Origin of the sequence: Tenacibaculum soleae (assembly GCF_030549005.1) — a bacterium.
Taxonomy (GTDB): domain Bacteria; phylum Bacteroidota; class Bacteroidia; order Flavobacteriales; family Flavobacteriaceae; genus Polaribacter; species Polaribacter soleae.
In genome coordinates, this window is the sequence record NZ_JAUOSW010000006.1 from 43,876 (window position 1) to 58,113 (window position 14,238).

A 14,238-nucleotide genomic window follows, 5' to 3' on the forward strand; every position below is an offset into this window, starting at 1 on the left:
TATAAAATTACACAATAATTACTCTTTTTGTTATTTTAATGATAAAAATTTAATAAAAATTAAAATTATTTAAAAAAAAGTGTACATTTGATCCAATGTTAAACAACAAAAGAAATATCAATTCTTCAGAGATCGTAAAATTTACGACTTCTTTTGTTGGCACTACCATTATTTCTACTACAATTATTATTACCCTTTAGGGGTTTATTTTACTACATATCATCCTGTATATATTTATTTTTTCAAAAAATTGAAAACAGATAAATAGCCTTAAAAAATCAATAATTAATTATTTCATATTCCTTTTAAAATGAAGGTTTTAAAATTCGGTGGTTCATCGGTAGCCAACAGTACAAATATTAGTAAAGTAGTTCAAATAATAACTAACAATTGTAACAATAAAAAGATAATTGTTGTAGTTTCAGCCTTTGGTAAAACAACAAACAAATTAATTGCTTCAGCAAACAAAGCCGCAGCTAATGATAAAAATTATTTTTTATCATTTAATGAAGTTAAACAATTACATTTTCGAGTTATTGATGATTTAGTTGCTAAAAATCAACAATCAAAAGTACATCAAAAAGTAAATGATTTGTTTAATGAATTACAAACCTTATTAGAAGGTTGTTTTTTGTTAAAAGAAGTTACGCCTAAAACAATGGCAACGGTAAGTAGTTTTGGTGAGCTACTTTCTTCATATATTATTTCTGAAATAGCAAAAAATACATTAAACGCAACTTATAAAGATAGTAGGGAGTTAATTACAACTTCAGCTATTTTTAATAAAGCTCAAGTTAATTTTGAAGTTACAAATAAAAATTGTCAAGACTTTTTTAAGCAAAACACCTATCAAGTAGTTGTTTTACCTGGGTTTATAGCTAAATCAGAAAACAAATTAACTACTACCTTAGGCAGAGGTGGTTCTGATTACACAGCTGCAATTTATGCGGCTGCTTTAGAAGCTGATGAATTACAAATTTGGACAGACGTAAGTGGTATGTATACTGCCAATCCAAGTATTGTAAAACAAGCATTTCCGATTCCAAAAATTTCATATCAAGAAGCTATGGAGTTATCACATTTTGGCGCAAAGGTAATCTACCCTCCTACTATACAACCTGTGTTAGAAAAGGAAATTCCCATTGTTATCAAAAACACTTTTGAACCTGAAAATATTGGCACATTAATTACCAAAGAAGCTAAAAGTAAAAATTTGGTGAAAGGGATTAGCTATATCGAAGATATTACACTTTTAACTATAGAAGGCAGCGGAATGATTGGTGCTTCTGGAGTTTCAAAACGCTTGTTTGAAACACTTTCTAATCAAGATATTAATGTGGTTTTAATCACGCAAGCCTCTTCTGAACACTCAATTTGTGTGGGAGTTTATGATGAAGATGCCGAAAAAGCTGCAAAAGCTATTAATACTGTTTTTGAAATTGAAATTGAACGTCGTAAAATAAAACCTGTTATTATTGAACAAGGACTTTCAATTTTAGCTTTAGTTGGTGATAATATGAAAAACCATCAAGGTTTAAGCGGACAAATGTTTAGTGCCTTAGGTAAAAATAATGTAAACATTAGAGCCATTGCCCAAGGTGCTTCACAAAAAAATATATCCGCAGTTATTGATAGTAAAGATGCTAAAAAGGGATTAAACACTTTACATGAGCAATTTTTTGAAGAAAAAATAAAACAACTTAACTTATTTATTACCGGTGTAGGTAATGTTGGTGAACGATTTTTAGCGCAAATACAGCAGCAAAAAGAATACTTAAAAGAACATTTAAAATTAAACATTCGAGTAATTGGAATGTCTAATTCTAAAAAAATGACTTTTGATGAAAATGGTATTAATTTGAATAGTTGGAAGGAAAAACTAGCAAAAGGAGAACCTGCCATTTTAGAAGATTTTTTTAATAAAACGAAAACATACAACCTTCGTAATGCTGTTTTTATAGACAATACAGCCAACTTAAAAGTATCTGAAACATACGAAAGTTATTTACGCAACAACATTGCAGTAGTTACCTGTAATAAAATAGCTTGTGCTTCTAATTTAGATAATTATAAAACATTAAAAAAAGTATCTAAAAAATACAATGCGCCATTTTTATTTGAAACCAATGTTGGCGCAGGTTTACCTATTATTGATACATTAAAAAACTTGATTGCTTCTGGTGATAGAGTGCAAAAAATACAAGCTGTATTATCTGGTAGTTTAAATTTTGTTTTTAATAACTTTAATGCATCAAATACTTTTCACGATGTTGTTGCTCAAGCTCAAAATGAAGGATACACAGAACCTGACCCAAAAATTGATTTAAGTGGTGTTGATGTAGCTCGAAAAATATTAATTCTTGCCCGTGAAAGCGGTTATGATTTAGAGTTATCTGATATTGAAAATAATGCTTTTTTACCTGAAAAAAGCATAGAAACTACTAATAATGAAGATTTTTATACAAGTTTAACTGAATTTGAACCTAATTTCCAACAACTTTTCAAAGAAGCAAATAATAAAAATTGTCGTTTAAAGTACGTTGCTGATTTTTCTGATGGTAAAGCAAAAGTCGGATTACAACATATTCCTGAAAACCACCCTTTCTATAATTTAGAAGGAAGCGATAATATTGTGTTATTTTTTACTGATAGATACCCTGTAAACCCTTTATTAATAAAAGGTGCAGGTGCGGGAGCAGATGTTACCGCTTCAGGGATTTTTGCAGACGTTATTAGAGTAAGTAATAATTAATTTTTAATTGTAACAAAATGAATTATATAAAAATATTTGCTCCTGCAACTGTTGCTAACGTTTCTTGCGGATTCGATTCTATGGGCTTTGCTGTAGAAAATATGGGAGATGAAATGACTTTTACAAAAACTGAAAAAAAAGGAGTAAAAATAACACAAATTACTGGGGTTAAAGGATTAAGTTTAGACCCAACTATAAATGCGGCAGGAGTTGTTGCTTTGGCTATGTTACAGCAACATCCTGTTAATTTTGGAATTGAAATAACCATGCATAAAGGATTTTCTCCAGGAAGTGGTTTGGGTAGTAGTGCTGCAAGTTCGGCTGGTGCTGCCTTTGGTGTAAACAAGCTTTTAGGTAGTCCTTTTTCTTTATTAGAGCTAACTAAATTTTCTATGTTGGGAGAAGAAGCTGCTTGCGGTACTCCAATTGCCGATAATGTAGCTGCCGCTATTTTTGGAGGATTTGTGTTAATTAGAAATTATGATCCTTTGGATATTATAAAATTGCCTGTACCAAATAATTTAAAATTAGTTGCCATTCACCCACAAATTGAAGTAAAAACAAAAGATGCTCGCGATGTTTTACCCAACAAAGTTCCTTTAAAAAGTGCTATTACTCAATGGGCTAATGTTGGTGGATTGGTAAGCGGTTTATACACCAATGATTACCAATTAATCAGTAATTCGTTAACAGATGTTATTGTTGAACCTGCTCGTAAACATTTAATTCCGCATTTTGATTTAGTAAAAAATAAAGCCATCAAGGCAGGTGCTTTAGGTGCCGGAATTTCTGGTGCTGGCCCAACTATTTTTGCTTTATGTAATGGAGATAAAAGTGTCGTAAAAGTAAAAGATGCGATACAAAATGCTTATGCTGATAAAAATATAGATTTCACATTATTTTCATCAAACATAAATCAAGAGGGAATAAAAATAATAGCTACAAATTAAAAATTGCATCCTTTTACCAAAAGAAATAAAAAAATCTAAAATGAATTATTATAGTCTTAATAAAAAATCGCCAAACGTAAGTTTTCAAGAAGCCGTAGTTAACGGGTTAGCACCCGATAGAGGATTGTATTTTCCTGAAAACATCAATCCTTTATCAAAAGAATTTATTGCTAATATTGATCAATACTCAAACAACGAAATAGCTTACGAAGTTATCAAACAATTTGTAGGTGATGAAATTCCAAAAAACACATTAAAACAAATTATTGAAGAAACTTTATCCTTCGATTTTCCTTTAGTATCAATAGAAGAAAATATTACTACTTTAGAGCTTTTTCATGGTCCTACAATGGCTTTTAAAGATGTTGGTGCCCGATTTATGGCACGATGTTTAGGTTATTTTAATAAAAATAATGACAAAAAAGTAACCGTATTAGTAGCTACATCTGGAGATACTGGAGGCGCAGTTGCTGATGGTTTTTTAGGTATTAAAGGTATTGATGTTGTTATTTTATATCCAAGCGGAAAAGTAAGTAATATTCAAGAAAAACAACTAACTACTTTAGGCAAAAACATTACTGCTTTAGAAGTAAATGGTGTTTTTGATGATTGTCAAGAAATGGTAAAAACCGCTTTTTTAGATGATGGAATTAATCGCATATTAACCTCTGCAAACTCTATCAACATCGCCCGCTGGTTGCCACAAATGTTTTACTTTTTCTTTGCCTACAAACAGGTTTACAAACAACATAAAGACCTTGTTTTTTCTGTTCCAAGTGGAAATTTCGGGAATATATGCGCAGGTATTATGGCGCAAAAATTAGGTTTGCCTATTAAACATTTTGTAGCTGCAACGAATGTAAACGATACGGTTTCTAATTATTTAAAAAGCGGTAAATATAATCCAAAACCATCAAAAGAAACCATTTCTAATGCCATGGATGTTGGTAACCCAAGTAATTTTATTCGTATTCAAGAATTATTTAATAACAATATAGATAACCTAAAAAATGCTTTTTCATCATATTCTTTTACTGATGATGAAACCAGAAAAGCAATGAAAACTATTTATAATAATAGCAATTATATTGCCGATCCTCACGGAGCTGTTGGATATTTAGGAATTAAAAAATATCAAAAAACAACAGTAGATTTTTTAGGTGTCTTTTTAGAAACTGCGCATCCTGTTAAGTTTTTAGACATTGTTGAAAATACTTTAAATGTTCAATTAGCTATTCCAAAACAAATTAAAACTGTAATAACCAAAGAAAAAACAGCTATTAAAATTAATTCTTACCTTGAATTAAAGCAGTTTTTAAACTCCTAAAAAAAGCCTCTAATAAAACGTTTTATTAGAGGCTTTTTTTGTTATACTATAATCTATTATTTTTCAAATAAAGTTTTGTGAATAAAACCTCCTACAATAGCTCCTGAAATTGGTGCAATCCAAAACAACCAAGATTGAGTTAAATAATCTCCTCCTGCAAATAATGCTTGACTCATAGATCTTGCTGGATTTACTGAAGTATTGGTAATCGGAATACTAATTAAATGTATTAATGTTAACCCTAAACCAATTGCAATCGGTGCAAAACCTTTAGGTGCTTTTTCATTGGTACTTCCTAAAATAATTAACAAAAAGAACATGGTTAATAAAAATTCAGTAATAAAAGCTGCTGAAATACTATAACCATCTGGCGATAATTTTCCGTAACCGTTAGCGGCAAAGCTTCCAATTGATTCAAAATCAGATTTACCTGAAATTATTAAATATAAAGCTCCTGCACCAAAAATTGCTCCTATTAATTGAGATATGATGTAAGGTATTAATTCTTTAGCTGAAAACTTACCACCTGCCCATAATCCTAAGGAAACTGCAGGATTAAAATGACCTCCTGAAATATGTCCTACGGCATAAGCCATTGTTAAAACAGTTAAACCAAAAGCTAAGGCAACTCCTACAAATCCAATGCCTAAATTAGGAAATCCTGCAGCAAAAATAGCGCTACCACATCCTCCAAAAACAAGCCAAAATGTTCCAAATAATTCTGCTAAATACTTTTTCATCTGTAATTTTTTTAATATTCTAGTACTTATTTATGACCCTAAAAAAGTAAAAAGGTCACGCTATAAATTCGTAAATATTATATTTATAAATAAGGTAATTTGTATCTTTGCACTACAAAATTTAAAAACATGAAATTAGTTTTTCTTACCATTGGATTATTAGCATTTGCATTTGCTGGAATTGCTATAAAAATTTGGGCAAAAAAAGACGGAGAGTTTGCCGGTACTTGTGCTAGTCAAAACCCAATGTTAAATGAAAGTGGTGAAGCTTGCGGTTTTTGTGGTAAAACACCAGATCAGTTTGATACCTGTGAAGATTCACAACACAACAATTAATCTTTTTAACAGCCATAATTTTTGCAAACTTGTTAAATTTATGGCTGTTAAATATTTTTTTATAATCATCATTTACTTATATACATACAAAGTATTCTAAAATCAGTATATTTATCAATACAACTTCTAAATACATATCTTGGATATAAATAACGAAAAAGTACACAAACACATTCAACTAGCTAAAAAAGGGAATCAAGTTTCTTTTAATTTTTTGTTAGATACTTTTTGGGCAAGTGTATATCATTATCAACTATCAAAAATTAAAAATGATAATGAAGCTGAAGATATTACAATTAGAACTTTTTCAAAAGCTTTTGATAAAATTGATACCTTTAATGAAGTGTATCAGTTTAAAACATGGTTAATTACCATTTCTAAAAATGTATATATTGATTTTCTTCGGAAGAAAAAAAATTCTATCTTAATTGATACTACCAAAGAGCAAGAAGAAGCCGCTTTTAAAGTTATCGACAACTCCCCTTCTCCTGAAGACAAACTTATCACTGAGCAAAATTTAGCCAAGTTATTAAAAGATATAAAAAAGCTAAAGCCAAAATACCAAGAAGTTATTAATTTGCGTTTTTTTCAAGAATTAAGTTATAAAGAAATCTCTGAAAAACTAAATGAACCTATTAATAATGTTAAAGTTAAATTACTGAGGGCTAAAAAATTATTAGCTGAAATAATAAAGAAATCTTAACTTACCAAGGTTTTAAATTTTAGATATTCGAAAAACAATACAATTTTTGAATATTTTTAAATTATAGTTTAACTTTTTTTATCCTCTTTTATGAAAAAACCCCTTTCAAAAATACTGGGTCCTGGATTGTTATTTGCTGGTGCGGCAATAGGTGTTTCTCATTTAGTACAATCTACAAGAGCTGGTGCCGATTTTGGTTTTGGTTTATTATGGGCTTTATTAATTGTTAACATTTTTAAATATCCTTTTTTTCAATACGGTCCTCGTTATGCTGCAGCGACCGGTGAAACTTTATTAGATGGTTATAAAAAACTTGGCAAAGGTGTATTAACTAGCTATTACATTATAAATTTTATTACAATGTTTACCTTTCAGGCTACCTTAACAATTGTAACCGCTAGTATAGCTGCTACTATATTTGGTGTCACAAATGATTTGGTAACTTGGTCATTAACAATCCTTATTATAAGTATCATTATTTTAAGTATTGGTAAATATAAATTGCTTGATAATTTAATGAAATATATCATTATTATATTAACTATAAGCACAATAATAGCAGTAAGCATTGCTTTATTTAGCACGAAAAGAGGATTTAGTTTTCAACAAATAGTACCAAGCGGAACTGCTCAAATTACATTTTTAATTGCTTTTTTAGGATGGATGCCCGCACCTTTAGATATTTCTATTTGGCACTCGATATGGTCTGTTGAAAAAAGTAAAACCACCTTTGAACAAATTAAACCAAAATATGCAATTTTTGATTTTAATGTTGGTTATATAGGTACTTTATTTTTAGGCGTTTGTTTTGTTATACTTGGCGCATTGGTAATGTTTCAATCGGGAGAATCTTTTTCATCAAAAGGAACCGTATTTACTTCGCAATTACTTAATTTATATACAAAAAATTTAGGTGATTTTTCTTATTTATTTATAGGTATTGCAGCCTTTACAACGATGTTTAGTACTACTTTAACCACCTTAGATGCCTCACCAAGAGCCATGTCGATAACTACTAATTTAGTTTTCAATAAAAAAATAAAGTTAAACTATTGGTTTTGGATACTCTTATTAGCCATTGGTACCTTTATTATTTTAAAATATTTTTTAGCAGATATGGGCTTTTTAGTAAAAATAGCTACTGTTTTATCTTTTTTAACAGCTCCTTTTTATGCCATTGTAAACTACATTTTAATTACAAGTAAGCATACACCTAAAAAAAATCAACCCAAATTACCCTTGCGTATTTTAAGTATTGTAGGTATTCTTTTTTTAATCGGATTTAGTCTATGGTTTTTAGTTAATTTATAACAGTTTTCTTCGTAAATTTGCTTTTCAATTTTTTATTAAAATGGCAAACGAATCAGTAGTACTACCAAAAAGAGTAAAAAAACCAAAATGGTTACGTGTAAAATTACCCGTTGGTAAAAAATATACAGAATTAAGAGGGTTAGTAGACAAATATAAATTAAATACGATTTGTACCAGTGGTAGCTGTCCTAATATGGGCGAATGTTGGGGAGAAGGCACTGCTACTTTTATGATTTTAGGTAATGTTTGTACACGTTCATGTGGTTTTTGTGGAGTAAAAACTGGAAGACCAGAAACTGTAGAATGGGATGAACCTGAAAAAGTAGCTCGTTCTATTAAATTAATGAGCATTAAGCATGCTGTATTAACCTCGGTAGATAGAGACGATTTAAAAGATGGTGGTTCTATTATTTGGGCAGAAACTGTAAACGCAGTTCGTAGGGCTAATCCAAACACAACTTTAGAAACTTTAATTCCTGATTTTCAAGGAAACGAAAAATTAATTGATCGAATTATTAAAGTTGCTCCTGAAGTAGTTTCTCATAATATGGAAACGGTTCGTCGTTTAACTCGTGAAGTTCGTATACAAGCCAAATATGATAGAAGTTTAGGCGTGTTAAAATATTTAAAAGAAAACGGAATGCGTACTAAATCGGGAATTATGCTAGGTTTGGGTGAAAAGGAAGAAGAAGTAATTCAAACAATGAAAGATTTACGTAACGTTGGCCTAGATGTTATTACAATTGGGCAATATTTACAACCTAGTAAAAAACATTTGCCTGTAAAAGAGTTTATAACTCCTGAGCAATTTAAAAAATATGAAACTTTAGGACTTGAAATGGGCTTTATGTACGTTGAAAGTGGTGCCTTAGTACGTTCATCATACAAAGCACACAAACATGCACGTTAGTTTTAATGATTCCTTAACATTTTAACTATTTAACGTTAAAAAAATGTCAAATATCTAAAAATCAAACAATTTACAAAGTTTTATTTCTAAATTTGCACCGTACTTTGTTAGTAAAGTATAATGAAAAGAGCCTTGTAAACTGTTTTCATTGTGTAAATTATTTGAATTAGTTGATAAACAAAATCCCACTCATATGAGTGGGATTTTGAATTTTTACACTTTTCTTTAACAGTGTAAAATCAATCTAAAAAAAAATTATTTTAAGCTATTTTTCATAAATTCTTTTACTTCTTGTTTTGCTTTTAACATTTCTACCTCATCAAATGTTTTTCCTTCCGCTCTTTTAATATAAGAATTAAAAGCATGACTTAAATAAATTGGTGATTTATTACCCGTATAACTAACCGCGTTATGACAACTAAAACAGTTTGCTAAGTTATCTACTTTTATGTCTTCAATAGAACTCTTAAATGTTTGTGTATAAGTTTCCATAGTTACATTAGCGTTATTTAAAGAACCTCTTGCTGATGAATCTACAGTAGCGTCTCCTACTGAACTACCCAAGTCAACTAATAACTTTGCTTGTTGCTCTGTATTTAATTTATCAGTATCTATCCAAATAGAACCATTATAAAAATAATTATTCCATACATCTTTTAAATGTTTTTTTACGCAAGCATTTATATTTTTTATATTTTCAAAATTAATAGGTTCTTGTTGGCAGGTTTTCATAAAGTTACCTACACTATCTCTTGGCACACCGTATTGAAACAAATCATATGCTTTATATTTCTCTTTTGCTGATAAAGATGCTGTATCCCAAGTAATTCCATTAATTCCTGTAGTTTTATCTTTTGCAAATAATAACTTATCTGTAGACGAAATTGCTACATTTTTTTTCCTATCATAATTTGGAGCTAAATCATCTTGTTCAAAAGTTGCCCAAATAAACTCAGGATGATTTTCTACCACTCCTACAACATGCATACCTAATAAAGCTACTTCTGTATTAATAAAGTTACCTTTTCCATCATTTACGGCTCCTACGGTTGTAAAATAATTGGCACGTTTGTTTGCTGGAATAGCATCAATTGAAGTCCATGAGACTTTTAATTCTAAAGATCCAACAGGAAAGGAAGATAGATTGTTTTTAGCTAATGAACCATTTAAAATAGCGTCTTTAAATTTTTTAGCTGCGTTTTTTAATATCGGAGAAACATGAATTGAGTAAAATACTGTCTCTTCTTTATTATTAACAGAATTATATGCTGGGTTAGTTTTTAAAATACCTGAAGAACCAGCTTGTGCTGTATCTTCTAAAACGACAGATGCTCCAGGTACAGATGTTATACTTTCTAGATGAGCATTTACTTGATACATTTTTTTGGGGTTTAAAAATAAAGGTAAAGTTTGTCCAACATACAATGGAATATCCTTTCCCTCTAATTTTACAAACAATTTTTCTATTTGATATTCAGGTTTTGTTACCCATAAAAACTTTTGCCATGACCATTGATGAAAAATAGCATTGGTAGTACTAATTGTATCAAACGGACTTCCTTTTCCTTCATCAGGTGCAGGTGTTTGAGAATGCGGAAACCAATTACTTTGACACAAGCTTTCAATTTCTAATTTATTATAAGCTACTTCGGTTTGTACTTTTACTGGCTTTTTTTTATTCTCTTTACAAGAATTTAAAAATATTGTACTCAATGCAAGTAGCAATCCTAAAGCTAGTTTAAATGATAATTTCATAATTGATTAGTTTTATAACAAATTTGTAAAATATAGTTACATTAATTAAAAAAAATGTCATGAGGCTAGTAATTAAAGGTATAAGCTACTATATATCAACATTAACGTATATCAAAAAAATAATTTTAAAAAATTAATCTATTAAACAAAACAAATCACTTAGTTTTGCAGTCCTTTTTTTATAAAAAACAAAAAATGAATACACACGAAGAATATATGAGCGAAGCTGTAAAAGCAGCTTTAAAAGGAATGAGTAACAATGAAGGTGGTCCTTTTGGATGTATCGTTGTAAAAAATGGTAAAATTGTTGGTCACGGTAATAATAAAGTAACTTCTACAAACGACCCTACAGCGCATGCTGAAGTTACCGCTATTAGAGATGCGTGTAAAAACTTAGGTTCTTTTCAATTAGACGGATGCATTATATATACTTCATGTGAACCTTGCCCTATGTGCTTAGGTGCAATTTATTGGGCGAGACCAGATAAAGTATACTACGGAAGTAACCAACAAGATGCTGCTAATATTGGTTTTGATGACGAATTTATTTACAAAGAAATTCCGTTACCTTATGAAAAACGTAGCATTCCATTTGAACAAATAGGTCGAAAAATCGCCTTAGAACCATTTGAAAAATGGAGCGAAAAGCAAGATAAAATAGAGTACTAGTAATAAAAAAACTCCAAGTTTAAACTTGGAGTTTTTTTGTTTCTAATATCATGCTTATTTTGTTTTTCTAAACATCAACCAAAAACCGATTAAAACCAATGGTATACTTAATACTTGCCCGGTGTTTAGTGAGTTAAACACCCAATCTTCTCGTCCGTCTACTTGTGCCTTCTTTAAAAACTCTATAAAGAAACGTAACGACCATAAAACCACCATAAACAATCCGAATAAAAACCCTAATTGATTCTTCTTATCTGTTTTCCAATAAAAATGCCACAATGCAAAAAATAATGCTAAATAACTAAATGCTTCATATAATTGTGTTGGATGACTCGGAAGTGTTTCTCCTGCTCTTTTAAAGATAACACCAAAACTGTTTCCTGTTGGTTTTCCGTAAATTTCAGAGTTAAAAAAGTTACCTAAACGGATAAAAAAACCTCCTAAGGCAACCATAATCCCTAATCTATCTAAAATAAACAACCAAGGTTTCTGTAAATGTTTTTTTGCATAAAAATATAAAGCTATTGGAATACCAATGGCTGCTCCATGACTTGCAAAACCTGTAAACCCTGTAAATTTCCACGAACCATCTGCTAATTTTTTCATCGGTAAAATAATTTCTAATAAATGGTTTTGGTAATAATCCCAACTATAAAAAAATACATCTCCTAAACGCATTCCTACTAACATAGAAACAAATACATACATAAATAATGGATCTAATTTTTCTACAGGAATTTTATCGTTTATATAGATTTTATTCATTAAACGAAGCCCTAATACAAAGGCTGCTACAAACATTAAACTGTACCAACGAATACCTAAACTACCAATTTTTAAGATTTCAGGATCTAAATCCCATACTATAGATAAAAAATTCATTTATTCTTATTATATGTCAGGTCGAGCGTAGTCGATACCTATTTATTAATTCTTTCTTACTAAAACCTCTTGCAAACTACGTTTCTTTTTTCAACAAAAAATAATTTTATTAAAATAATACTCGAGGTAACAATTATTATTTCTTTTTTTCAGGCACCGGATCGTAACCACTTCCTCCCCATGGATGACAACTAAAGATTCTTTTTGTTGCCAACCAACCGCCATAAAACAATCCATGTTTTTGCAATGCTTCAATTGTGTAACTAGAGCATGTTGGCGAATACCTGCATGTTGCTGGTGTAAATGGCGATATTGCTGTTTGATAAAATCGCACCAATAATATAAACGGATATGTTAGTATTTTTTTCAATTAATTTACAGAAAAACTTGTACCTTCTTTACCATCTTTTAGCTGAATTCCTAATGCTAATAATCTATCGCGAATTTCATCAGATAATGCCCAATTTTTATCTTCTCTTGCTTCTTTTCGCATTTGAATTAGCATTTCGACAACTCCGCTTAATTTATCAGAATTATTTCCATCAGCTATTTCATTCATCAATCCTAAAACATCAAAAACAAAGGCTTTTATTGTTACAATTAACTCTTCTAAATCATTTGAAGTTAAGCTAGCATTTCCTTCTTTTATTTGATTAATATTTTTTACAGCTTCAAATAAATGAGAAATTAACACAGGTGTATTGAAGTCATCATTCATGGCTGCATAACAATCTGCTTTCCATTTTTGAACATCAAAAGTTGACGTATTTCCTGCTTCAATTTTATCTAAGTAATTTACAGCATCCATTAGTTTTGAATGCCCTTTTTCTGACGCTTCTAAAGCTTCACCAGAAAAATCTAAAATACTTCTATAATTAGCCTGCATATTAAAAAAACGAACTACACTTGCTGAAAATGCTTTTGGTAAAACACTGTTTTCACCAGTTAAAATTTCGTTTGGTAAAATAAAATTACCTGTTGATTTAGCCATTTTTTGGCTATTTAACAACAGCATATTAGTGTGCATCCAATAATTAACTGGTTTTACACCACTGCATGTTTGAGATTGTGCTATTTCACATTCGTGATGAGGAAACTTTAAATCCATTCCTCCTCCATGAATATCAAATTGTTCTCCTAAGTATTTTGTGCTCATTACCGAACATTCTAAATGCCAACCAGGAAAACCATCGCTCCAAGGAGAAGGCCAACGCATAATGTGGCGTTCATCTGCTTTTTTCCAAAGGGCAAAATCTTGTGGGTTTTTCTTATCTGACTGTCCGTCTAAAGTTCGTGTATTATGAATTGCATCTTCTATTTTTCTACCAGAAAGGATTCCGTAATTACCAGTTTCGTTGTATTTTAAAACATCAAAATATACAGACCCGTTAACTTCATAAGCAAAACCTTTTTCCATGATTTCTTTAATCATTTCAATCTGTTCAACAATATGACCTGTTGCTGTTGGCTCTATACTAGGTGGTAAAAAATTGTAATTTTTTAAAACATCATGAAAATCTACAGTATACTTCTGTACCACTTCCATTGGTTCAATTTCTTCTAAACGTGCTTTTTTAGAAATTCTATCTTCTCCTTCATCTGCATCATTTTCTAAATGACCTGCATCAGTAATATTACGTACATAACGCACTTTGTAACCTAAATGTAATAAATAACGATATACCACATCAAAAAACATAAATGTACGTACGTTTCCTAAATGGGCATTGCTATATACTGTAGGACCACAAACGTACATACCTACATATCCGTCGTTTACAGTTTTAAAAGGCTCTTTTGTTTTTGATAAAGAGTTGTATACTTTTAGTTGATTTTCTTTATATAATTTCATCGGAAAAGTGACTATTAACAGATGCTAAAGATAGGCACTTTATTAGGAAAG

Annotated in this window: 13 protein-coding genes; 8 read left to right on the forward strand and 5 right to left on the reverse strand. The window is 30.2% G+C overall.

What is annotated here, in order from left to right:
• The first annotated feature begins 310 nt into the window (after positions 1–310).
• From thrA to thrC, 3 genes are read left to right on the forward strand one after another with little or no spacing between them, the layout of a single operon-like run.
• Positions 311–2,752 (forward strand): bifunctional aspartate kinase/homoserine dehydrogenase I, encoded by a 2,442-nt coding sequence (gene thrA, locus Q4586_RS10000; RefSeq protein WP_303528758.1) that lies wholly within the window; start codon positions 311–313, stop codon positions 2,750–2,752.
• 17 nt (positions 2,753–2,769) lie between these two features.
• The gene (locus tag Q4586_RS10005) at positions 2,770–3,702 is read left to right on the forward strand and encodes a homoserine kinase (protein WP_303528760.1); all 933 of its coding nucleotides are present in this window, start codon (positions 2,770–2,772) and stop codon (positions 3,700–3,702) included.
• 40 nt (positions 3,703–3,742) lie between these two features.
• On the forward strand, positions 3,743–5,029 hold the full coding sequence (gene thrC, locus Q4586_RS10010; RefSeq protein ID WP_303528762.1) for a threonine synthase: 1,287 nt from the start codon (positions 3,743–3,745) through the stop codon (positions 5,027–5,029).
• A gap of 56 nt (positions 5,030–5,085) precedes the next feature.
• Here the strand turns inward: thrC and aqpZ are convergent, their stop codons facing one another.
• The gene (gene aqpZ / locus Q4586_RS10015; RefSeq protein ID WP_303528764.1) at positions 5,086–5,769 is read right to left on the reverse strand and encodes an aquaporin Z; all 684 of its coding nucleotides are present in this window, start codon (positions 5,767–5,769) and stop codon (positions 5,086–5,088) included.
• 129 nt (positions 5,770–5,898) lie between these two features.
• Here aqpZ and Q4586_RS10020 point away from each other — a divergent pair, with 129 nt between their 5' ends.
• The 4 genes from Q4586_RS10020 (at position 5,899) to lipA (ending at position 9,029) form a co-directional block, all read left to right on the forward strand.
• Positions 5,899–6,105 carry a membrane or secreted protein gene (locus Q4586_RS10020; RefSeq protein WP_068705123.1) on the forward strand — a complete coding sequence of 69 codons (207 nt, stop codon included), beginning with the start codon at positions 5,899–5,901 and terminating at the stop codon, positions 6,103–6,105.
• 139 nt (positions 6,106–6,244) lie between these two features.
• A complete protein-coding gene (locus tag Q4586_RS10025) occupies positions 6,245–6,808 on the forward strand; it encodes an RNA polymerase sigma factor (RefSeq protein ID WP_068705121.1) in 564 nt (187 codons plus the stop codon).
• Between the two features lie 90 nt (positions 6,809–6,898).
• Positions 6,899–8,119: an Nramp family divalent metal transporter gene (locus Q4586_RS10030; protein ID WP_303528768.1), complete on the forward strand. Its 1,221-nt coding sequence runs from the start codon at positions 6,899–6,901 to the stop codon at positions 8,117–8,119.
• 40 nt (positions 8,120–8,159) lie between these two features.
• Positions 8,160–9,029: a lipoyl synthase gene (lipA, locus tag Q4586_RS10035; protein ID WP_303528770.1), complete on the forward strand. Its 870-nt coding sequence runs from the start codon at positions 8,160–8,162 to the stop codon at positions 9,027–9,029.
• 255 nt (positions 9,030–9,284) lie between these two features.
• Here lipA and Q4586_RS10040 read toward each other — a convergent pair whose 3' ends face one another.
• Complete coding sequence (locus Q4586_RS10040; protein WP_303528773.1) at positions 9,285–10,784, reverse strand: hypothetical protein; 1,500 nt, start codon at positions 10,782–10,784, stop codon at positions 9,285–9,287.
• 195 nt (positions 10,785–10,979) lie between these two features.
• Between Q4586_RS10040 and Q4586_RS10045 the strand changes: the two genes are divergently transcribed.
• The gene (locus Q4586_RS10045) at positions 10,980–11,453 is read left to right on the forward strand and encodes a nucleoside deaminase (protein WP_068705113.1); all 474 of its coding nucleotides are present in this window, start codon (positions 10,980–10,982) and stop codon (positions 11,451–11,453) included.
• Between the two features lie 54 nt (positions 11,454–11,507).
• Here Q4586_RS10045 and lgt read toward each other — a convergent pair whose 3' ends face one another.
• From lgt to cysS, 3 genes are all read right to left on the reverse strand, one after another.
• Entirely contained in the window at positions 11,508–12,335 is an 828-nt protein-coding gene (lgt, locus tag Q4586_RS10050; RefSeq protein WP_303528776.1) for a prolipoprotein diacylglyceryl transferase, read from the reverse strand.
• A 136-nt stretch (positions 12,336–12,471) separates the two neighbouring features.
• Complete coding sequence (gene yidD, locus Q4586_RS10055) at positions 12,472–12,705, reverse strand: membrane protein insertion efficiency factor YidD (RefSeq protein WP_068705109.1); 234 nt, start codon at positions 12,703–12,705, stop codon at positions 12,472–12,474.
• Complete coding sequence (gene cysS, locus Q4586_RS10060; RefSeq protein ID WP_303528778.1) at positions 12,706–14,187, reverse strand: cysteine--tRNA ligase; 1,482 nt, start codon at positions 14,185–14,187, stop codon at positions 12,706–12,708.
• Positions 14,188–14,238: the final 51 nt, after the last annotated feature.

What these genes read in the sequence shown, in the direction of transcription:
- thrA (WP_303528758.1), top strand. Translation starts at nt 311, where the DNA reads ATGAAGGTTTTAAAATTCGGTGGTTCATCGGTAGCCAACAGTACAAAT.
- Q4586_RS10005 (WP_303528760.1), top strand. Translation starts at nt 2,770, where the DNA reads ATGAATTATATAAAAATATTTGCTCCTGCAACTGTTGCTAACGTTTCT.
- thrC (WP_303528762.1), top strand. Translation starts at nt 3,743, where the DNA reads ATGAATTATTATAGTCTTAATAAAAAATCGCCAAACGTAAGTTTTCAA.
- aqpZ (WP_303528764.1), bottom strand. Translation starts at nt 5,769, where the DNA reads ATGAAAAAGTATTTAGCAGAATTATTTGGAACATTTTGGCTTGTTTTT.
- Q4586_RS10020 (WP_068705123.1), top strand. Translation starts at nt 5,899, where the DNA reads ATGAAATTAGTTTTTCTTACCATTGGATTATTAGCATTTGCATTTGCT.
- Q4586_RS10030 (WP_303528768.1), top strand. Translation starts at nt 6,899, where the DNA reads ATGAAAAAACCCCTTTCAAAAATACTGGGTCCTGGATTGTTATTTGCT.
- lipA (WP_303528770.1), top strand. Translation starts at nt 8,160, where the DNA reads ATGGCAAACGAATCAGTAGTACTACCAAAAAGAGTAAAAAAACCAAAA.
- Q4586_RS10040 (WP_303528773.1), bottom strand. Translation starts at nt 10,784, where the DNA reads ATGAAATTATCATTTAAACTAGCTTTAGGATTGCTACTTGCATTGAGT.
- Q4586_RS10045 (WP_068705113.1), top strand. Translation starts at nt 10,980, where the DNA reads ATGAATACACACGAAGAATATATGAGCGAAGCTGTAAAAGCAGCTTTA.
- lgt (WP_303528776.1), bottom strand. Translation starts at nt 12,335, where the DNA reads ATGAATTTTTTATCTATAGTATGGGATTTAGATCCTGAAATCTTAAAA.
- cysS (WP_303528778.1), bottom strand. Translation starts at nt 14,187, where the DNA reads ATGAAATTATATAAAGAAAATCAACTAAAAGTATACAACTCTTTATCA.